The sequence below is a fragment of the Rhizobium freirei PRF 81 genome, from assembly GCF_000359745.1.
GTDB classification, from domain to species: domain Bacteria; phylum Pseudomonadota; class Alphaproteobacteria; order Rhizobiales; family Rhizobiaceae; genus Rhizobium; species Rhizobium freirei.
Genome location: NZ_AQHN01000061.1, coordinates 86551 through 107324 on the forward strand (window position 1 = coordinate 86551; position 20774 = coordinate 107324).

The following is a 20774-nucleotide window of genomic DNA, read 5'->3' on the forward strand; positions in this document are numbered from 1 at the left end:
TTAACTGTAGTGTTTGCGAGTGGAACGGTGATGGCAGAAAAACAGTTGGCGTATCGCGCAAGCGGAAACGACGGGTTCTTTGCGGAGGATGATCCGCTTGCCGAACTCGCCCGCATCGTAGGTTTCGAGCCGCGCCCTGCTGCTCAGCCGGCTCCCGCCGCGCATCGGCAGGAGCCCGCCTTCAATCTCGAGGACGAGCTTCTTCGCGAATTCGAGCGTTACGATACGCCTCGTATGAGTCCGGCAAATGACGTTTCCGCTCCTGCGGCGCAGGCGCCCGCCGTCGAGCAGGCTCCGCGCCCCGCCGAGCCGGTGCGAGCTGAGCCCGTATTCGAAGCGCCGCCGCAGCCTGTGGCTCCGGCCAAGCCGATCATGGGTGCTCGCGATCTGATCGATGAGCTGGAAATGTCGATTGCTCCGGCTTTGCAGCCGGTTGTTCAGCCTGCTCCGCAGGCCGCTGTGGTGGAGCCGCCGGTCGCACCTCCGGTCGTCAAGACGCCGCAATCGGCTGCAGCCACCGTTCGGCTACCGCTTGCCAATTTTACGCTGGCATCTGCCTCGCGCGAGCAGCCCGCTCCGGCCGTAGTATCGCCCGTTGCTCCTCATGCGCCGAATCCCGCGTCTGTCGAGGCAATGTTCGAAGACATGGCGGTCGATTTCGCACCTGTCGAAGTCGCGAAGCCAGCCTATGAGCCGCAGCCGGTCGCAGCGGCGCAACCAGCTCCAGCGGTCGCCAGGGTGCCCGAGCCGGCGAAATCTCCGAATGTCGATGCGGCTGCTCTTTCTGCAGAGATTGACGCTTTGCTGGCGGATGTGGATCGTTATCCCGTTCCGTCGAGAGGGAATGCCCCGCCAGAGAAGGCCGAGCCCATTTTCGGGGATTTCGGTCCTGCCGTTGCCGAGTATCCGGCTGAACCTGTCGCTGCTCCGCAGCATCAGGAAGAGCCGAATCCGATCACCTTTGGTGCCGAGGATCCGTTCGCGGGCCAGGACTTCGAGTTCGATCTTGCCGATATCGAGATGGAACTTGCCGAACTCGATTTCGCCGAAGCTGAAAAGTCCGCCCCAGTCCGTCAACCGGCTCCTTCTGCTTCGTTTGTAGAGCCGGTCGTTTCCCGCGCGACGCCGGTTGCGTCGGCGCCTGTCGCCCCTGCTCCTGTCGCCGCGGTAGCGCCGCAACCGATACCGGCCGCGCCCGTCGACATGTCTGCCGCCCGCAGCGCTGCCCCGATGTTCGATGCCGATCAGCTGCTGCCCTTCGACCCGACGGAAATCTCCGACACGGAGGAGCGCGTCGAAACCTTCGAAGGGTCGCACGTTCCGCATCTGCCTGTAATCGAGCCAGAGGAACCGATCGCCGTTCCGCAGGAATATGATTTCGACATCGATTCCGAAATGGCGAGCCTCTTGGGTACGCCGGCGAAGGAAGCGGCACCGGAGCCGATCAAGCCGGCAGCCGCTGCCGCGCTGGGTGTTGCTGCCACCGCCGCCGCTTCTTCCTGGTCGAAGAACGCCGCTGCGCAGCCGGCTGCTGCCGCTGCAAAGCAGCCGATCGAAGAGTTCGATGAGTTCGAGCGTGCGCTGGAAGAGGATTTCCGCCGCAGCTATCGCGAGGCATCCAGCCCGATTGAGAACGTTGCCAGGATGACGCTGAACCCGGCAGCGGGTAGCCGTCGTCCCGTTCGCTCCGTGCGCGGCATGGTGACGGCAGCCGCAGTCGTCGCCGTGCTCGGTGCCGGTGCCTATGGTGCCTATAGCTGGGTCCGTCACGGCGCGCCGATCTCCACCTTCTCCGGCGAGCCGCGCGTCATCACCGCCGATGCCGATCCGGTGAAAGTGGCTCCTGAAAATCCGGGCGGCACCGTTGTACCGAATCAGGACAAGGCTGTTTATGACCGCGTGGCTGGCGACAGCACGGCGGCGCCGAAGCAGAAGGAGCTGGTCTCCTCCAACGAACAGCCGGTCGATGTCGTCCAGAAGACGCTGATCCCCGAATCCATCTCTCCGGATGATGGCAGCGGCGATCAGGTGGCCCCGACGGCGGTCGGAGAGACCCAGGACCCGCGCCTGCTGCCGAATCAGAACGGCGGCAACGCGAATGTTGCAGCCAATGGTGACGATCAGGTGCCTGCTGTATCGCCGCGCAAGGTTCGTACGATGATCGTAAAGCCAGACGGTTCGCTGGTCGCGCGGGACGATACGGCTCCGGCGGCTGCCGACAAGCCGCCGGTTGCTGCAGCCAAGCCCGCTGCGAACAATCAGGTCGCTTCGGCGAATGCCCGGCCGGCGCCAGCCAATACCCAGACCGCAGCTCAGCCCGACAATGGCGATGCCGCAAGTGCCGAAAGCACACCGATCCGCGTCGTCAAGACCAATCCGGTCCCGACCACTCGTCCCGAGCCTGCCAAGGCAGCCACTCCGGCTCCGGCGCAGGAGGCTCAGCCCAAGCCGCAGCCGAAGCAGGTGGCCTCGGCAGCTCCTCCGGCTGCCACCTCTGCTGCAAGCGGCGGTGCTTATGGCGTGCAGATCGCATCTCTGCCGACCGAGGCAGACGCGCAGAAGTCGCAGGCGAACCTCAAGGTCAAGTTCGCCAGCATCATCGGCAATCACCCGCTTGAGATCCGCAAGGCCGATATCGCCGGCAAGGGCACCTACTATCGCGTCCGCGTCGTCGCCGGCACGAAGGATGAAGCCGCAGCCATTTGCGAGCGCTATCGCGCCGCCGGCGGCACCTGCCTGATTTCAAAGTAATCAGTCCGGGCTGCCGAGCGTAGCTCGACCTAAGTTGAAACAATCCGCCCGCAGAGACGAACCTGCGGGCGGGTTTGCGTTTAACGGCTTCCCATCCGGGCATTTGACGACCGGATCCGAGCTTCCGAGGCCGTCGTTTCCGTCGATCTGCGCTGTTCTTGTGCATCTCGCCTTGACGTCACTCGCGTTTCGCGACGTCAGTCTCTATGATTCGGATATGACCGAATCGAAATCCATGATCCTTGGCTGTAGCGGCCATACCGTCACCCCCGAAGAGCGCTCCTTCTATCAGGGAGAGCAGCCATGGGGCTTCATCCTGTTTGGCCGCAATATTTCGGAGCCGGCGCAGATTGCCGACCTCGTTGCGTCCCTGCGCGACAGCGTTGGCCGCGACGCACCGGTCTTCATCGATCAGGAAGGCGGCAGGGTGCAGCGCATCCGCCCGCCGATCCTGCAGCATTATCCGTCGGGTCAGGCTTTGGGTGACATCTATCGCCAGGACCGCGAGCGTGGTCTGCGCGCCGCCTGGCTGATGTCGCGACTTCATGCCTTCGATTTGCTGAAGTTCGGCATCAATGTCGATTGCCTGCCCGTTCTGGACGTTCCGGTCGAGGGCTCGAGCAACGTTATCGGCAATCGCGCCTATGGCGCCGATCCGGTGACGGTGACGGAGATGGGGCGCGCAGCGGCAGAGGGCTTGAAGGCCGGCGGCATGCTGCCCGTCATGAAGCACATGCCCGGCCATGGCCGCGGCTTTGCCGATTCGCATCACGAACTGCCTGTCGTCTCCGTGCCGCGGGCAGAACTCGAGGCGCATGATTTCGCCCCGTTCGTGGCGTTGAAGGACGAGCTGATGGCGATGACCTGCCATGTCGTCTTCACCGACATCGATCCGGAGAATCCGGCGACGACCTCGCGCAAGGTGATCGAGGAGATCATCCGCGGTCATATCGGTTTCCAGGGGCTGCTGCTGTCGGACGACACTTCGATGAATGCCTTGAAGGGCACGATTGGCGAGCGTGCGTCGAATATTATTGCCGGCGGATGCGATATCGTGCTGCATTGCAATGGCGTCATGGACGAGATGCAGCAGGTGGTTCGCAATGTTCCCGCCCTGGCGGGTGCGTCGCTGGCAAGAGCCAAGGCGGTCGAAGCGGCATTCGGCAAGAATGATGGTGCCGACGAAGCCTCTATTCGCGCCGAGTTCAATGCGATGTTTGCGGTGGCGTAGAGCAAGGCTCCGAGGAACTGATAGGTGACAAGGTGAGCGGCACGGAAAAGCTTCAGCAGGCGGCAACGCCGATGGACAAGCTCTGGCAGGAGGGCGAGACGCAGCGCGGCTCGCACGAGCCGGCTTTGGTCGTCGATATCGCCGGCTTCGAAGGGCCGCTCGATCTGCTGCTGCATCTCGCCCGAACCCAGAAGGTCGATCTTTCCCGCATTTCCGTGCTGGCGCTTGCTGAGCAATATCTTTCGTTCATCGATCGGGCTCGGCGCATTCGCATCGAACTTGCCGCCGACTATCTCGTTATGGCGGCTTGGCTCGCCTATCTCAAATCGAAATTGCTTATCCCGCAGCAGAGCAAGGAAGACGGTCCGACCGGCGAGGAGATGGCGGCAACGCTCGCCTTCCGCCTGAAGCGCCTTGAAGCAATGCGCGATGCGGCAACGAATCTGGTGAACCGCAATCGTCTCGGCCGCGATATCTTTGCCCGCGGGGCGCCGGAGCATATTCCGGATCGACGTCAATCCGCCTTCGATGCCAGCCTCTACGACCTCCTGACCGCTTATGCCGGCCTGCGCCAGCGCCAGGCCGTCACGCAGGTGACGATCGAGAAACGCCGCGTCTGGTCGCTCGCCGATGCGCGGACTATCCTGGACAGGATGATTGGCGAAATCACCGATTGGACGGCGCTGGAACACTATTTGCTGCGCTATATGACAAGCACCGGCGATCGTGTGACGGCCATTGCCAGCGCCTTTGCCGCGTCGCTTGAACTGGTGCGCGAAGGACAGATGGAAATACGCCAGGACGGCGCGTTCCAGCCGCTTTACATGCGGCGCGGACCGAAGCATTCCTCGCTGGAAGCAGCGGAATAGGGCAGGGTACGAGCGTGACCGAGCCGCACGACGAACAACAGAGCACCGAGCATGAGGCAACTGCGCCAGAAACCGTCGAGCACGGTTCCGGCGAGGCTGAGCGCATTGCCGAGGCGCTGGTTTTCGCTTCTGCCCAACCAGTCTCCGAGCCCTTCATTGCCGAACGCGTTGCGAAAGGCGTCGATGTCGCCGCCGTGATGCGCAAGCTCAAGGCCGATTATGCCTTGCGCGGCGTCAATCTCGTGCAGATAGACGGCGCTTGGGCGTTTCGCACGGCCGCCGATCTCTCATTTGTGATCAGGCGTGACGAGAGCGAGGTGCGCAAGCTCTCCCGCGCCGCACTGGAGGTTCTGGCCATCATTGCCTATCACCAGCCGGTGACGCGTGCCGAGATTGAAGATATCAGGGGCGTGCAGACATCGAAAGGCACGCTCGATGTATTGATGGAATCCGGCTGGGTCCGGTTCCGCGGTCGTCGTCGTACGCCAGGTCGCCCGGTCACGCTCGGCACCACCCGGGATTTCCTCGATCATTTCGGTCTGGAAGAGCTGCGCGATCTGCCCGGTCTCGAAGAATTGAAGGGGGCAGGGCTGCTCTCCGGCCGCATTCCTGCCAATTTCAATATTCCGTCGCCGTTGATGAGCGACGAACTGACGGAAGATGAGGATCCGATCACGCAGATGGATCTGGAGGAGCTGGGCCTGCTGCCGCCCACCGGGGCGCCCTCGGACGACTGAGCCCCCTCGCAGCAACCTTGAAAGAATATTAGCATTTTCTTTCAAAAGCCGGCGGCAGGTCTCGGTTTTGCCATCAGGTGATGCGAACATGAAGGTCATCTTCTCGACCTGAAGACGTTTGGCCGCCGCTACGGGCGTTTGTCATTCCGATATGCGTGGATGCACTCAATTTTGTTGTTTGAAAAACATCCGCAAACGTCTTACATCGGGGGGACATCGAAATCGGGAGTTATCGCAATGGGTTCTCTAAGCATATGGCACTGGCTCATCGTCCTCGCCATCGCGCTGTTGTTGTTCGGCCGTGGAAAGATCCCGGAGCTGATGGGTGACGTCGCCAAGGGTATCAAGAGCTTCAAGAAGGGCATGAGCGACGAGGACGAAGCTTCGGCGCAGACGACGTCGACGTCCCGCACTGTCGAGCACAAGGCTGACGAAACCAAGTAATCATGTCGGGCAGGCGGATGCTTTAAGGCGTGCCGTTGGCCCAGGAGCCTTTGCATGTTCGATATTGGCTGGTCCGAGCTCGTGGTTATTGGCGTCGTGGCCTTGGTGGTTATCGGCCCCAAGGAATTGCCGGCGACCTTGCGGACAATCGGCAAGATGACAGCCAGAGCCAGGAAGGTCGCTGGCGATTTTCGCGCGCAGTTCGATGAGGCCATGCGCGAGGCGGAGCTGGGCGATGTACGCCAGACGATCGCCGATGCCCAGAAGCTCAATCCGGTCAACTCGCTGCGCGAAGCCATGAACCCGCTGCGGGAGATGGGCAACGAGATCAAGGCCGATCTGCAGCGCTCCGCAACGCCGGACAAGGCAACTCCCGCCGCGACCTCATTACCCTCCGAGCCGGTGCCCGGTGTGTCCAGTGGCTTGGAGGAAGCGCTTGCGACTACGCCGGCTCCAATCAGTGCGCCGCCGGTCGCGGCTGCGGCTTCGCAGCCTGCCGCTGTCGTAAGCGAAGCTGTCGATCAGCCGAAGGCCGCTCGCAAACCTCGCGCGAAGCCAGCTGTTGCCGTCAAGAGCGTCGCTGCCGTCAAGACGCCCGCCGCTGCGGAAAAACCAAGGCGTGTCCCGCGCAAGATCGCGGTCGCTGCTGCAGAGAAAGTGCCCGCAGCTCCCAGGGCGCGTTCCACGGCCAGCAAGGCGACGCCTAAGACGCCCAAGAAGAAGGACCAGGCATGACGGGTGATATCGACGATAAGCCGCAGCCACTTATCGAACACCTCATGGAATTGCGTACGCGGCTCATCTGGTCGTTGGTGGCGTTCTTCGTCGCCTTCGTCGGATGTTTCGCCGTGGCCAAGCATCTCTTCAACTATCTGGTCTATCCGTATAAGTGGGCGGTCGAATGGGCTCATCTCGATCTCGCCAAGTCCGAGCTGATCTATACGGCGCCGCAGGAATTCTTCTTTACCCAGGTGAAGGTCGCCATGTTCGGCGCCCTCGTGATCTCTTTTCCGATCATCGCCGCACAGATCTACAAGTTCGTAGCGCCCGGCCTCTATAAGAACGAGCGCAACGCTTTCCTGCCGTTCTTGATCGCATCGCCCATCCTGTTTCTGATGGGTGCTGCGCTCGTCTATTTCTTCTTCACCCCCATGGTAATGTGGTTCTTCCTGAAGATGCAGCAGACACCCGGCGACGGCCAGGTCGGGATCGCGCTGATGCCGAAGGTCTCTGAATATCTAAGCTTGATCATGACGCTGGTCTTTTCGTTTGGCCTCGTCTTCCAGCTGCCTGTGATTACCACGCTGCTGGCGCGTGTCGGTCTGCTGACGTCGACGTGGCTGGCGGAAAAGCGCAAGTTCGCGATCGTTTTCGCCTTCATCGTTGCTGCCGTGCTGACGCCTCCGGATCCGATGTCCCAGATCGGTCTTGCACTGCCGACGATCCTTCTCTACGAGATTTCCATCTACGCGGCGCGACTCGTGGAACGCCAGCGTACCCGGCAAGCGCTTGAAGAGAGTGGCGGGACTTCCGAGGTCGCCAAGACGGATTGACGTCTGGGTGGGTGAGGTCTCCGCCTCGTTTCTCAGGTATTTGCCGTTTCGACCTCCGACCGAAGCCTCGGTCGGAGCTGTACTCATGTCAAACGACCTGGAACGAAGATGCTTGATATCAGATGGATTCGTGAGAATGCCGAGGCTTTCGATGCCGCGCTTGCCAAGCGTGGCGCGGAGCCTCTGTCGCAAAGCCTCATCGCGCTCGACGAAAAGCGCCGCTCCGTCATTCAGTCCGTCCAGGATATGCAGTCCCGCCGCAACGCCGCCTCCAAGGAGATTGGTGCGGCGATGGCGCAGAAGAACAGCGAACTTGCCGAAAAGCTGAAGGCGGAGGTTGCCGATATCAAGGTCTCGCTTCCGGCTGCGGAAGAGGAAGAGCGCACGCTGACGGCCGAGCTTAACGATGCGCTGTCGCGTATTCCCAACATCCCGCTCGAGGATGTGCCCGTCGGCAAGGATGAGCTCGACAACGTCGTCAAGCACGCTTGGGGTTCCAAGCCGACCTGGAACCACCAGCCAAAGGAGCACTTCGAAATCGGCGAAGAGCTCGGCTACATGGACTTCGAGCGCGCGGCGAAACTGTCCGGCTCGCGCTTCACCGTGCTGACCTCACAGCTCGCACGCCTGGAACGGGCGCTTGGCCAGTTCATGCTCGATCTGCACACCAGCGAGCACGGCTATACCGAAGTCAGCTCGCCGCTGATGGTGCGTGACGAGGCGATGTTCGGAACCGGTCAGCTGCCGAAATTTGCTGAGGATCTGTTCAAGACCACGGACGGCCGCTGGCTGATCCCGACGGCGGAAGTGACGCTGACCAACCTCGTTTCCGGCGAGATCCTCGATCACGAGAAGCTGCCGTTGCGATTTACGGCGCTGACGCCGTCCTTCCGTTCGGAAGCCGGCTCCGCTGGCCGCGATACGCGCGGCATGCTGCGCCAGCATCAGTTCTGGAAGTGCGAGCTGGTGTCGATCACCGATGCCGAGAGCTCCGTTGCCGAACATGAGCGGATGACGGCCTGCGCCGAAGAAGTGCTGAAGCGCCTCGGTCTGCATTACCGCGTCATGACGCTTTCGACGGGCGATATGGGCTTCGGCGCGCGCAAGACCTACGACCTCGAAGTCTGGCTGCCGGGACAGGATACCTATCGCGAAATTTCTTCCTGCTCGGTCTGCGGCGATTTCCAGGCCCGGCGCATGAATGCCCGCTATCGCGGCAAGGACGACAAGAACACGAAGTTCGTTCATACGCTGAACGGCTCCGGTACGGCCGTCGGCCGCTGCCTGATCGCGGTCCTTGAGAATTATCTCAATGCTGACGGTTCCGTCACTATCCCAGACGCACTCCTGCCATATATGGGTGGTCTGAAGAAGATCGAGAAAGCAGCATAATCGAACGGTGGGGCGATGCGTATTCTTCTGACCAATGATGACGGCATTCATGCCGAAGGACTGGCTGCGCTGGAGCGTATCGCCCGCACTTTGTCTGACGATGTCTGGGTCGTCGCGCCCGAGACGGATCAGAGCGGCCTTGCACATTCGCTGAGCCTGTCCGAGCCGTTGCGCATGCGCAAGGTCTCGGACAAGCACTATGCATTGCGGGGCACGCCGACCGACTGTGTCATCATGGCGCTTCGGCAGGTTCTGGACAAAAAGCCCGATATCATCCTTTCCGGCGTCAACTCCGGCTCGAACGTCGCCGACGACGTGACCTATTCCGGAACCATCGCCGGCGCGATCGAAGGCACGCTGCAGGGCGTGCGCTCCTTCGCGCTGAGCCAAGCCTATATTTATGAGAATGGCGCCCGCATCGTTCCTTGGGAGGTGGTCGAGACGCATGCGGCGGCCTTGCTCGGCAAGCTGCTGGATGTCGATCTGCCCGACGGCACCTTCCTGAATCTCAACTTCCCGAATTGCCGGCCCGACGAGGTCGCCGGGACGGAGGTGACCGCGCAGGGCAATCTCGCTTTCAACGTTCAGATCGAAGAGCGCGCCGACGGCCGCGGCTTCCCGTATTATTGGCTGCGTTTCGGCGAACGCAGTGGTATCTTCCGTCCGGGAACCGATATTCAGGCGCTGAAGCAAAATCGCATTTCGGTAACGCCTTTGAAACTGGATCTGACGGATTATTCGGCGCAGGACCGCGTGGCGCGGGCGCTTGGTATGGAGTAACGGGTTGACACCTCGTTTGGTGGAAAAGGAAGGCTTTGCGGCCGTTGTTCTGCGGCTGCGGGCAGAGGGCATATTGGACATCGATCTGATGACGGCGGTCGAGCAGACGCCGCGCCTGCCTTTCGTGCCGCCGCAGTTTGCCGATGATGCCTATTCCAGTCGGACCATTCCCATCGAGTGCGGTGCCTTCATGGAAGGCATCGATCTGGTGGTGCGGATTCTTCACAGCCTCAAGGTCAAGCCTGGCCACCGTGTTCTCGAAATCGGAACCGGCAGCGGCTTCACTGCTGCCGTCATGGGGCGAATCGTCGAGCGCGTGCTCACCGTCGATCGCTACAAGATGCTGACGACATCGGCGCAGCAGCGCATGGATACGCTCGGCCTGCGCAATGTCATCATCCGCCAGGCCGACGGCAGCGCCGGACTGCAGGGCGAGGGCACATTTGATCGCATCCTCGTGACTGCGGCCTTTTCGGCCATGCCGCGCTTCTATGCCGAGCAACTGGTTTCGGGCGGATCCATGATCGCGCCCCTGATAATCTCTGATGATGTCTGCCGCCTGGTACGGCTGACGAAGACCGGAAGCCGCTTCGAGCGCGAGGAACTTTTCGACGTTCCTTATCAGCCGATCGTGCCGATGCTCGCCTCTTACCTCTGAGGCCCAATTCAGATTTCTGTCGCTGAAACGGCCGGGCTGACGGCCGTTTCGCTTTTCTATGGTTAGCAATTCCTCAAAAAAACACATGCCTCACCAGTGCTTTAACCGCATGGTAAGATTAACGCGCTTTAATAGACCCATAATCGGTTGCGTCTAAGTGGGTCGAGTCATGGGTTTCAGTCTTTCTTCAAACTTCGGTAAATCGGCAGGGAAAGTCGTGGTGGCAGTTCTCCTGGCGAGCACTGCAACAGCTTGTAGTTCAGACACGACCCGTTTCAGCGGGCTCTTCAGCAAAACGGACAATGTGACGACCGGTTCGATCAACCGGCGCAGTCTTAATGGTCCGAATGGAGATCCGGTGCCGCGCGCCGACGTTGCCCAGGCAGGCGCTTACGGCCAGCAGGATTATTCGCAGCAGAGCGCACCGGTAGCGCAACCCTACCCGAACTCGCCGGCTCGCTATAATCCGTCCTATTCCAGCGCTCGGGCATCCGCGGCACCTGTCGCGATCCAGCGCTCCGAACTTGCGCCCCCCGGCGCATCTGCCCAGGCTGCTCGTCCGCGGGCCGTCTCCAGGGCGGAAAATGAAGCTCTGGCACAGCCGTTCCCCGCATCGCGCAACAATAATGGTTCGCGCAATGCTCCGGCTCTCGCCCCCGATACCTTGTCGACGGGCACGATCAAGGCAGCCGCTGCGACGCCGCAGATGTCTCCGGGCTGGACCACGGTCAATGCTCCGAGCGTGACGCTGCATCAGGGTGAGAACATCGCGTTGCTGTCGCGCCGCTACGGTGTTCCGGAAAAGGAAATCCTCCGCGCCAACGGCCTGCGCAATGGCGCTGGTGCCCAGCCCGGTCAGCAGATCATCATTCCGACCATGAATGGCGCAGGTGCCGCAAGCCCCGCCAAGATGGCCTCGGAAGCGACCGATCTTTCCAAGGGCGGCAAGATGCCCGGGCCGGCAAAGGCGCCGCAGCAGCAGGACACTCTCGCGCTCCCTTCCGGCAATCAGATGCGCGGCAAATCGCAAGCTGGCCTTGCCGATCCGAACAAGCTCGCCGCCGGCAACGGCAAGGGTCCAGGCCCGAAGGGTGCAGGCAGCTATGTCGTCAAGCCAGGCGATTCGCTGGCAAGAATTGCCAAGGAAAGCGGCGTGACGGTTGCCGAGCTTAAGCGGGCGAACGGCATGCAGGCCGGCGACGGCATTCGCATCGGCCAGGCGCTGACCTTGCCGCATGGCGCGGTCGCTGCCGCCGATCCCGTCAAGACGGCTTCCATCGAACCGCAGAAGGTCTCGGTCAAGCCGGGCGTGGCGCCGGTGGCGGAACCCGTTGCAAAGCAAGCGCCGAAAGTTGCTGCTCGTGCGGACACGTCGACCGATGCCGCAAAGCCGAAGGAGGTTGCCTCCGCTTCTCCGAGCCAGTCGATCAACGATGCCGCCAAGTCCGATACGCAGGCGGATGCGCCCGAGGCGACCGGCATCGGCAAATATCGCTGGCCGGTCCGCGGCGCCGTCGTCGCCGGCTATGGCTCCAACGTCAATGGCAGCCGCAACGACGGTATCGACATCTCGGTTCCCGAGGGTACGCCGATCAAGGCTGCCGAGAACGGCGTCGTCATCTATGCCGGCAACGGCCTGAAGGAACTCGGCAACACGGTTCTCGTTCGCCATGACGACGGTACGGTCACGGTCTACGGCCATGCGGATGCTCTCAGCGTCGCCCGGGGGCAGAAGGTCCAGCGCGGCCAGACCCTTGCTACGTCGGGCATGAGCGGCAACGTCAGCCAGCCGCAGCTGCACTTCGAAGTCCGCAAGAATTCGGCTCCGGTCAACCCAATGACGTTCCTTGAATAGGTTGTGCGTCTCAAGGACTCTGCAAAAAGCCCGGTCAAAGCCGGGCTTTTTGTCGTTTGCGGCCCCGATTTGAAGATCAGTCCCGATTGAGCGCGATGCGCAGCCGCCCGGCAAGATCCTGGATATATTGCCAGGCAACGCGGCCGGAACGGGCGCCGCGCGTCGTCGCCCATTCGAGCGCCTCGTGATGCATCTGGGCGCGATCGAGATCGAACTTGAAGTGATCGGCATAGGCGTCGATCATCTGCAGATAGTCCTCCTGGCTGCACTTGTGGAAGCCGAGCCAGAGGCCGAAGCGGTCGGAAAGCGAAACCTTCTCTTCCACGGCTTCGGATGGATTGATCGCAGTCGACTGCTCGTTTTCCATCATATGCCGTGGCAGCAGATGGCGGCGGTTCGACGTGGCATAGAACAGCACATTATCAGGCCGTCCCTCGACGCCGCCGTCCAGCGCTGCCTTCAGCGACTTGTAGGCGGTGTCGTCGTGGTCGAAAGAGAGGTCGTCGCAGAAGATGATGATGCGGTGTGGCGTCGCCTTCAGAATGTCCAGCAGCACCGGCAGGGACGAAATGTCCTCGCGATGCACCTCGATCAGCTTGAGGGAGATGCCCGTCGAGCGGCGCACATCCTCATGCACCGCCTTGACGAGCGAAGACTTGCCCATGCCGCGTGCGCCCCAGAGCAGCACGTTGTTGGCGGCAAAGCCGTCCGCAAAGCGCAATGTGTTCTCGTGGAGAATGTCGCGTACGTGATCGACGCCGCGAATGAGGGTGAGTGCCACGCGGTTCGGCCGCGGCACGGGCTGCAGATGAAGCCGGGCAGGGGTCCAGACGAAGCAGTCGGCGGCGTTCCAGTCATTGACGGCCGGAGCCGGTCCGGCCAGTCGTTCGAGCGCATCGGCGAGACGGCGGACTTCGGCAAGGATCAGGGCGTTTTGGTCTTCAGTCACCGTTTTCCTCCTGAATGTTGAACAAGAAAGTCGTAAAATGCGCGCTGTCTTGCCGGGTATCATGCTCCTTCCGGAGCTGAAAGGCTAAGAGACCGGGAAAACGGTACGGTTGGCGGCTGTTTTTGTTGCAATCGCCATGCGCGTAACTATATTCCGGCCACCTGACGCGGGGCCCGTTCCCGCTAGGAGTTCAAGGGAGTTCTCGATGTTTATCACCAACGCATATGCGCAGAGCGCGACAGATTCGGCCGCGAGCGTTTTTGGCGGGTCCGGCTTTGAAATGATCATCCTGTTTGTGCCGCTGATGGTCGTTTGGTATTTCCTTCTCATCCGTCCGCAGCGCGCGCAGGCGAAGAAGCGTGACGAGATCCTGAAGAATATTCGCCGTGGCGATCAGATCGTCACCAGCGGTATCGTCGGCAAGGTCACTAAGGTCGTCGACGAAAAGGAACTCGAAGTCGAAATCGCCGAAGGCGTCCGCATCCGCGTCGTCCGCAGCGCCATTTCGGAAGTTCGCGTCAAGGGTGAACCCGTCAAGGCCGACGCCGCGTAAGCTTCTCACGCGCAGGCAGCTCGCCTGACAGTGCATGTCCTCGAAAATCGGAATCGACTTTCTTGAGAGACTGTGCACAAATTCAAGGTGTTACTGCGCCCTTCGCAATCCTGAGTGAAGGAAGGGCGCAGTAGAGAAGCACAAATTCGAGAGAGCGATGCTGCACGTCTCCTGGTGGAAGACCACCCTGATCTGGTTCGCCGTTCTCCTGAGCGTGCTCCTTGCCGTTCCCAATCTGCTTGGCGAACGCACCCTTTCCTCTCTTCCTTCCTGGTGGGCGCATAGAAAGATCGAGCTCGGGCTCGATCTACGCGGCGGTTCGCATCTCCTGTTGAAGATCGAACGCGACGACGTCGAGAAGGATCGCCTCGAATCTATCGTCGGCGATATCGCGACGCGGTTACGCACCGTCAACATCGCCTATTCCGGTCTGACCGGAACCGGCCGCAAGATTCAGCTTCGCGTCAACGACCCCGCACAGGTTCAAGCTGCCATGACGGCATTGCAGCCGCTCACTGCCGGGTCCGATAAGCCGGCTGTCAAGCTTTCTCAGGGCGAGAATGGTGCGATGACGCTCGATATTACCGACGTCGATATCGACAGCCATGTGTCCTCGGCAATCGCTCGCTCGATCAAGGTCATTCATGACCGCATCGCGCAGCTGGGCGTAGGCGAGCCCCTGATCCGCCGCCAGGGAAGCGATCGCATTATCGTGCAGGTGCCCGACCTTGCCGATCCGCAGCGGCTGAAGAACCTTCTTGGCCAGCCCGCCAAGCTCAGTTTCCGCTTCGTCGATCAATCGATGTCGGTTCAGGCTGCTATGGATGGCCATCCGCCGGCCGGCGCCGATATCATGTTTTCCGAGGATGACCCGCCGGTTGGCTATCTCGTACAAAGGCAGCCGATCCTCTCGAACGTGGATTTTGCCGACGCTGTTGCCGTGGTGAATGGCCAGAACAGCGGCGGTACGGTTTCCGTCAAGCTGACGCAGGAAGCGGGCCACCGTTTCGCCCAGTCGACGGCCAGCAATCTCGGCAGAATCATCGTCGTGGTGCTCGACGATCAAGTGATCTCGAGTGCTGCGCTGAAAACGGTGATCGCAACGGGCGAGGTCGATATTCCAGGAGACTTCACGGCCAAAGGCGCCCAGGATCTGGCCGTCATGCTGAAGAGCGGGCCGCTGCCTGCAACCTTGACCACGGCTGAGGAGCGAACTATCCAACCTGGTCTTGGCAGCGATGCCGCGCGCTACGGCATCATAGCCTGCATCGCAGCCGCAGGTTTCGTGACCGCGTTGATGATCGGATTCTATCGCCTGCTTGGTGTTGCCGCGACCATATCGCTGATCATCAACATCATCATGGTGATGGCGATCATGGGGGTACTCGGCATAGCGCTGACGTTACCCGGGGTCGCCGCCATTGTTCTGATCATCGGTATCGGGCTGGATGCCCTGGTGCTGATCTACGAGCGCGTGCGTGAGGAGGAAAAAAAGACGCATCTCCTCGTCGATGCGCTGCGCCACGGCTTCAACAGGGCTGCGGCGACCGTGGCCGATGCCAATCTGACGGTCCTTATCGTCGCTGCCATTCTCTTCTATGCGAGCAGCGGCTCGGTGCGTGGCTTCGCTGCGACCCTGATCGTCGGCGTCTTCACCACCTTCTTCACCTCCTGCTTCGTCACGCGTTCGCTCGTGGATATGTGGATATCGCACCGCAAGCCGCGCACGTTGCTGGTTGGCGTTCGCAGCGGCATTTTCGACAATGCCAATATTCGCTTCATGGGCATCCGCCGCTACACCTTCACCGTATCTGCGGCCCTGTCGGTCGCGACGCTTGTTGCCGTCGCGACGATCGGTATGCATCTCGGTATCGATTTTGCCGGCGGCTCCATCATCGAGGTTCGCGCCAGGCAGGGCGTAGCCGATCCGGCAAATATCCAATCGCGGCTTCAGGATATCATTCCAGGCAACGTACAGGTCGATCGGCTCCCCGATCGTCTGGGTGCCGTCATCCGCGTGCACGCACAGGAAGGCGGGGAAAATGCGGAGCAGTCTGCGGTCACCCTCGTTCGCGAAGAGCTGGGCAAGGACTACGACTTTTCCCGCGTCGAGGTGGTCGGACCTGCCGTATCCGGCGAGATCACTAGAACGGCGTCGTTCGCCGTTCTTGCGGCGCTGATTGCGATCCTCGTCTACATATGGCTGCGTTTCGAGTGGCAGTTCGCAGTCGGTGCGATCATCGCGACGCTGCACGACGTCATCCTGACGCTCGGCCTCTTCGTCCTGACCGGGATGGAATTCAACATGACCAGCATCGCCGCGATCCTGACCATCGTCGGCTATTCATTGAACGATACCGTGGTTGTCTACGATCGCATGCGCGAGAATCTCAGGCGCTATTCGAAGATGCCGTTGCCGATCCTGATCGATGCTTCCATCAATCAGACGCTATCGCGTACCATTCTGACGTCGGCGACGACGCTTGTGGCGCTGCTCGCTCTCTACATCTTCGGCGGCCAGGTGATACGTTCGTTCACTTTCGTGCTGCTTTTCGGCGTCGCGGTCGGCACTTTCTCGTCGATTTATATTGCGGCGCCCGTGCTGATCCTGTTCAAGCTGCGTCCGGACAAGTTCCAGACCGGCGGCGAAAGCAACGGGCCCGCTGCCGGCGACATCCAGTCAGGCAAACCAGCGGTGTGATACATTGGCAAAAGGCATAGAAATCCGTAAGGCGCATTTTCCCGGGCGCGCACCGATCGATACTTATGGCAATGGCGGTTTCCGTTTTGCCGACATGTCGCATCGCGGCTCTCTGCTCTGCCTGCCTTCGGGCATCTACGGCTGGGACTTGGTGGAAGGCGATGCGCTGACAACGGAGCACTTCCAGAAGGTGCTCGATGAAGCCGCGCAGATCGAGGTCCTGCTCGTCGGCACGGGTGCGGAGCTGCGTCCGCTGCCGGCAGAGCTGAAGGCGGCTTTGCGCGCCAGACAGATTTCGTCGGACCCGATGAATACGGGGGCGGCCGTGCGCACCTTCAATATCATGCTGTCCGAATCGCGTGCCGTGGCCGCCGCATTGATAGCCGTTTGACGCCGGATCCTCGAGCATGACGACAACAGCCGCGCCCCGGGGCAATCGGGACATCTGCCTCGCCACACTTCGCGATACCGACCGCGATCGCTATCTCGCTTGCCTGCTGGCGCCGGAGGAGAAGCGCCCTGCGCTTGTGGCGCTTTATACCTTCAACGCCGAATTGGCGCGCATCCGCGATCTGGTGCATGAACCACTGCCCGGTGAAGTGCGCATGCATTACTGGCGCGACCTTCTCGAAGGGCAGGCTCATGGCTCGAGCGAAGCCAACCCGATCGCAGCCGAGCTTTTGACCGCCATCGAGCAATATCGTTTGCCGCGTCAGACGCTGATCGACATGATCGATGCGCGCATCTTCGATCTCTATGACGATCCGATGGAGACGCGCGGCAATTTGGAAGGTTATGCGGGCGAGACGGCTTCGGCCCTGATCCAGCTTGCCAGCCTGGTGCTGTCTGCGGATGAAGCCAAGCGTTCTGCCGATGCGGCAGGGCATGCCGGCGTCGCGCAGGCGATTGCCGGGCTGCTGCTGCTGATGCCGCTCCATCGTCATCGCGGTCAGCTTTATCTGCCGCTCGAAATCCTCACCGCGACGGGTCTCGATCGCGATTCCTTCCTCGCCGGCAAGGACAAGGCCCGCATTTCCGTGGCGATCGAGGCATTTGCAGGTCTTGGCCGCGAGCATCTGGCCAGGGCGACGGCGGCAGGCGCCATTCCGCAGGCGGTATTCCCAGCCTTTCTGCCCGCGACCTTGGCAGAGCCCGTTTTGAAGAAGGCACAGAAGCTCGGCGCCGGTCTTTTCGATCAGTCGCCGGCATTGCCGCAATGGCGGCGGCAGATGCGCATGGCGATAGCGTCAATCACAAAGAAAATCTAAAATACGACACGCTCGCACAAGTCTCGCCGTTTATGGAGATGGATGGCACTTGATATGCGTTTCAGGGGGAGCTGCCATGGGTATTATCGTCTGGTGCATACTGTTTGCGATCGTCGTCTTCTTTGCCTATTTCGCGACGCGCATGGCATCGCAGAACAAGGAAGACGGCCTGCACGATACCGGCCTTGCCATTCTGGAATTCGGACGGGCCTTTCCGAAGGAAGCGATCAGGCAGCTGCAGACGACGGCCGATGGGCAGGCGGTCTTCGTGCGACTGCATGACGACAAGGCCGGTTTCATGCGCAATGTGCGCAATCATTTCAGCGTCCACCTGATCGAGCCCGGCCGGGCTCGTGCCAAGATCTCGGCAACCGGCCGTGGCCTGACGGTCGATTTTCTGGATGTGCCGCATCACAACGGCACATTCGAGTTCAAGACACCGGCCGAAGCCGCAGAGGTCTCACTCTGGCTGCTTGGCAATTATGTCGTCGGCGATGACATGAGGCTCGAACATCACGCACCGCCGGCAAAGGCTTAACCCAGATTTCAGGCGCTTTCCGCAAGCGTTGGTGCCGGCACGCCAAGCCACTTGGCGCAATCGGCAAGTGCGCGCTTGGCGATGAGCTGACGCTTCATGATGGTCTTGTCCTTGCCGCGGAAGCGCTTGACGCCCTCCGGCTTGACGATGGAGCCCGGTTCCAGCTCCGGGAAAAGCCCGAAATTGATATTCATCGGCTGGAAGGAACGCTTGCCCGGCTCTTCATCGGAGACGATGTGTCCGCCGGTAATGTGGTTCAGCAGCGAACCGAGCGCCGTCGTATCCGGCGGCAGTAACGGTGCTTCGCCCTTGCGCTCCGCTGCGGCAAAGCGGCCGGCGAGCAGGCCGATGCTGGCGCTTTCGACATAGCCTTCGCAGCCGGTGATCTGGCCGGCAAAGCGCAGGCCCGGCCGCGACTTCAGTACCAGGGAGCGGTCGAGCAGGGTGGGTGAATTGATATAGGTATTGCGGTGCAAGCCGCCGAGGCGCGCAAACTCCGCATTCTCGAGACCCGGAATCAGCCGGAAGATCTCCGCCTGCGCTCCGTACTTCAGCTTCGTCTGGAAGCCGACCATGTTGTAAAGCGTGCCGAGCGCATTGTCCTGGCGCAGCTGCACGACGGCATAGGCCTTGACTGTGGGGTTATGGGCATTGGTCAGGCCCATCGGCTTCATCGGTCCATGACGCAACGTCTCGCGGCCGCGCTCGGCCATGACCTCGATCGGCAGGCAGCCATCGAAATAGGGTGTGCCTTCCCATTCCTTGAAGCCAACGGCATCGCCGGCGATCAGTGCATCGACGAAGGCGTTATATTGAGCTTCGTCCATCGGGCAGTTGATGTAGTCTTTGCCAGTGCCGCCCGGCCCGACCTTGTCGTAGCGCGACTGGTACCAGCAGATATCCATATCGATACTGTCGCGATAGACGATCGGCGCGATGGCATCGAAGAAGGCAAGCGCATCGGCGCCGGTTTCAGCCTGGATGGCGCTGGCAAGCCCCGGCGCGGTCAGCGGGCCGGTAGCGATGATCGCCTGATCCCATTCCGTCGGTGGCAGACCCTGGATTTCCTCACGGACGACCGTAATAAGCGGATGGCTTGCGATCGCCTGCGTCACCGCGGCCGAAAAGCCATCGCGGTCGACCGCAAGAGCGCCGCCGGCAGGCACCTGATGCTTGTCTGCGCATGCCATGATCAGCGAGCCGGCCATGCGCATCTCGGCATGGATGACGCCGACCGCGTTGCTGGTCGCATCGTCGGAACGGAACGAATTGGAACATACAAGCTCAGCGAGGTCGTCGGTCTTATGCGCTTCCGTGCCACGCACGCCGCGCATCTCATGCAGGATAACGGGCACGCCGGCATTGGCGACCTGCCATGCGGCTTCAGAGCCGGCAAGGCCGCCGCCGATGACGTGGATGGGGGAATGAGAACTGGTCTGTGTCATGCGCGCGTCATTATCACGACCGAGGCGGCGATCCAATCGCTTTGCCAGGGCGTATCGCGCAAAAGTGTACCGCGGTTTTGCGGCAACGACCTGCGCAAGATCGGGAGCTTGAGGCGCAGAGAGCGAATCTGAAAGATCGCGACGCACCTTAGTCGCCGGAATCAAAAACGGCGCCAAAAGGCGCCGTCTTGAGGCAGTCTGCAATTCCCGACGATTAACGGAAGGAACGGGCAGCGATGTTGCGGATCTCGTAACGGCTGACGCCGATGTCCGACAGGGTCTGGCTGGAGAGGTTGCCGAGTTCATTCAGAGTGCGGCGGTAGCTGATCCAGTTCTTTGCAATGCGAATCGGGTTCATGATCTTGTCCTCAGTAGCTTGGTTGCGGGCGGAACGATTACCGCCTCAGCGCTTGCATTCTATATAGGCGATGGCGTGCCTTTTGTGCAGTGCAAATAGGAGGCGTCTGCTATGCATTTGTGCAATATGACGCCCAAAAAGCCATCAATGCTTAGAATTTATACGCCTTGCAGCTCAGGAATGGCTCGAGCGCGGATCGTGTCGCATTGCGGCGCACAATGGACAAAAAAGAACGCCCGTCGCGGAGGTCCGCAACGGGCGTTGAGAAGGCTATCGCTATGGGGCGAAGCCTATCCGGCGATTAGCGGCCGGTGGCTTCGCGGGCAACGCGATGAATGTCGGCGCGGTCGATGCCGAGGTCGTGCAGTTCACGAGCGCTCATGCGGCCGAGTTCGTTTACGGTCTGACGATACTTGCGCCAGTTGTTGAAAGAGCGGGTCAGGTTCATTTTCAGTCCCTTTCGAGGATTTGGAGTCTCGCGGCCCCGTGATTGGTTCCGTCGTTGATCCGATGCCTCTTTATATATGCTGCGGTGCAAGAACTAAAAGCGCCAAAGCATCATGTCACCTATGCATCAAGTGCACGTCTTCTGCGCGCTTTGCCTAAGAAGGTGGCTGCTTTGTGTGCATATCGCGGCCGAACGACGAGCGCCATCTCGGCCAAAACGCAGCGTCTCAAGGGCATTCTTGCGC

General features: G+C 61.0%; 20 protein-coding genes. 16 read left to right on the top strand and 4 right to left on the bottom strand.

The window, feature by feature from the left end; translation table 11 throughout:
- Positions 1-30: 30 nt before the first annotated feature.
- The 11 genes from RHSP_RS15040 (at position 31) to RHSP_RS15090 (ending at position 12270) form a co-directional block, all read left to right on the top strand.
- Positions 31-2751: an SPOR domain-containing protein gene (locus tag RHSP_RS15040; RefSeq protein ID WP_004118591.1), complete on the top strand. Its 2721-nt coding sequence runs from the start codon at positions 31-33 to the stop codon at positions 2749-2751.
- 217 nt (positions 2752-2968) lie between these two features.
- Positions 2969-3982: a beta-N-acetylhexosaminidase gene (gene nagZ / locus RHSP_RS15045; protein WP_037152340.1), complete on the top strand. Its 1014-nt coding sequence runs from the start codon at positions 2969-2971 to the stop codon at positions 3980-3982.
- A 71-nt stretch (positions 3983-4053) separates the two neighbouring features.
- Positions 4054-4851 (top strand): segregation and condensation protein A, encoded by a 798-nt coding sequence (locus RHSP_RS15050; RefSeq protein WP_051074087.1) that lies wholly within the window; start codon positions 4054-4056, stop codon positions 4849-4851.
- Positions 4852-4955: 104 nt separating this feature from the next.
- Positions 4956-5588, top strand: coding sequence for an SMC-Scp complex subunit ScpB (scpB, locus tag RHSP_RS15055; RefSeq protein ID WP_157385354.1), 633 nt, complete (start codon positions 4956-4958; stop codon positions 5586-5588).
- A gap of 237 nt (positions 5589-5825) precedes the next feature.
- On the top strand, positions 5826-6032 hold the full coding sequence (locus RHSP_RS15060) for a twin-arginine translocase TatA/TatE family subunit (protein WP_004118603.1): 207 nt from the start codon (positions 5826-5828) through the stop codon (positions 6030-6032).
- Positions 6033-6086: 54 nt separating this feature from the next.
- The gene (gene tatB / locus RHSP_RS15065) at positions 6087-6767 is read left to right on the top strand and encodes a Sec-independent protein translocase protein TatB (protein ID WP_004118604.1); all 681 of its coding nucleotides are present in this window, start codon (positions 6087-6089) and stop codon (positions 6765-6767) included.
- Complete coding sequence (gene tatC, locus RHSP_RS15070) at positions 6764-7585, top strand: twin-arginine translocase subunit TatC (RefSeq protein ID WP_004118606.1); 822 nt, start codon at positions 6764-6766, stop codon at positions 7583-7585. The genes tatB and tatC overlap by 4 nt, the downstream gene beginning before the upstream one ends.
- A 108-nt stretch (positions 7586-7693) precedes the next feature.
- Positions 7694-8977, top strand: coding sequence for a serine--tRNA ligase (gene serS / locus RHSP_RS15075; RefSeq protein ID WP_037152137.1), 1284 nt, complete (start codon positions 7694-7696; stop codon positions 8975-8977).
- A gap of 15 nt (positions 8978-8992) precedes the next feature.
- Positions 8993-9757, top strand: coding sequence for a 5'/3'-nucleotidase SurE (gene surE / locus RHSP_RS15080; RefSeq protein WP_004118611.1), 765 nt, complete (start codon positions 8993-8995; stop codon positions 9755-9757).
- A gap of 4 nt (positions 9758-9761) precedes the next feature.
- Positions 9762-10415 carry a protein-L-isoaspartate(D-aspartate) O-methyltransferase gene (locus tag RHSP_RS15085; RefSeq protein ID WP_004118616.1) on the top strand — a complete coding sequence of 218 codons (654 nt, stop codon included), beginning with the start codon at positions 9762-9764 and terminating at the stop codon, positions 10413-10415.
- 169 nt (positions 10416-10584) lie between these two features.
- Positions 10585-12270, top strand: a complete 1686-nt coding sequence (locus RHSP_RS15090) for a peptidoglycan DD-metalloendopeptidase family protein (RefSeq protein WP_037152143.1) — start codon at positions 10585-10587, stop codon at positions 12268-12270.
- Positions 12271-12346: 76 nt separating this feature from the next.
- Here the strand turns inward: RHSP_RS15090 and RHSP_RS15095 are convergent, their stop codons facing one another.
- Entirely contained in the window at positions 12347-13219 is an 873-nt protein-coding gene (locus RHSP_RS15095) for an ATP-binding protein (protein ID WP_037152146.1), read from the bottom strand.
- A gap of 205 nt (positions 13220-13424) precedes the next feature.
- On the opposite strand from RHSP_RS15095, the gene yajC reads away from it, so the two are divergent.
- The 5 genes from yajC (at position 13425) to RHSP_RS15120 (ending at position 18279) form a co-directional block, all read left to right on the top strand.
- The gene (gene yajC, locus RHSP_RS15100) at positions 13425-13772 is read left to right on the top strand and encodes a preprotein translocase subunit YajC (RefSeq protein WP_004118621.1); all 348 of its coding nucleotides are present in this window, start codon (positions 13425-13427) and stop codon (positions 13770-13772) included.
- A gap of 157 nt (positions 13773-13929) precedes the next feature.
- Complete coding sequence (gene secDF / locus RHSP_RS15105; protein WP_004118623.1) at positions 13930-16473, top strand: protein translocase subunit SecDF; 2544 nt, start codon at positions 13930-13932, stop codon at positions 16471-16473.
- 4 nt (positions 16474-16477) lie between these two features.
- A complete protein-coding gene (locus tag RHSP_RS15110) occupies positions 16478-16864 on the top strand; it encodes an Mth938-like domain-containing protein (protein WP_004118624.1) in 387 nt (128 codons plus the stop codon).
- A 16-nt stretch (positions 16865-16880) separates the two neighbouring features.
- Positions 16881-17741 (top strand): phytoene/squalene synthase family protein, encoded by an 861-nt coding sequence (locus tag RHSP_RS15115; RefSeq protein WP_004118626.1) that lies wholly within the window; start codon positions 16881-16883, stop codon positions 17739-17741.
- 76 nt (positions 17742-17817) lie between these two features.
- The gene (locus RHSP_RS15120; RefSeq protein ID WP_004118627.1) at positions 17818-18279 is read left to right on the top strand and encodes a hypothetical protein; all 462 of its coding nucleotides are present in this window, start codon (positions 17818-17820) and stop codon (positions 18277-18279) included.
- Positions 18280-18287: 8 nt separating this feature from the next.
- On the opposite strand, the gene trmFO is transcribed toward RHSP_RS15120, so the two are convergent.
- From trmFO to RHSP_RS33635, 3 genes are all read right to left on the bottom strand, one after another.
- Positions 18288-19724, bottom strand: a complete 1437-nt coding sequence (gene trmFO / locus RHSP_RS15125; protein ID WP_037152342.1) for a methylenetetrahydrofolate--tRNA-(uracil(54)-C(5))-methyltransferase (FADH(2)-oxidizing) TrmFO — start codon at positions 19722-19724, stop codon at positions 18288-18290.
- 214 nt (positions 19725-19938) lie between these two features.
- Positions 19939-20082: a DUF1127 domain-containing protein gene (locus RHSP_RS33630; protein ID WP_069611985.1), complete on the bottom strand. Its 144-nt coding sequence runs from the start codon at positions 20080-20082 to the stop codon at positions 19939-19941.
- A gap of 301 nt (positions 20083-20383) precedes the next feature.
- Positions 20384-20530 carry a DUF1127 domain-containing protein gene (locus RHSP_RS33635; protein WP_081615319.1) on the bottom strand — a complete coding sequence of 49 codons (147 nt, stop codon included), beginning with the start codon at positions 20528-20530 and terminating at the stop codon, positions 20384-20386.
- Positions 20531-20774 lie beyond the last annotated feature (244 nt).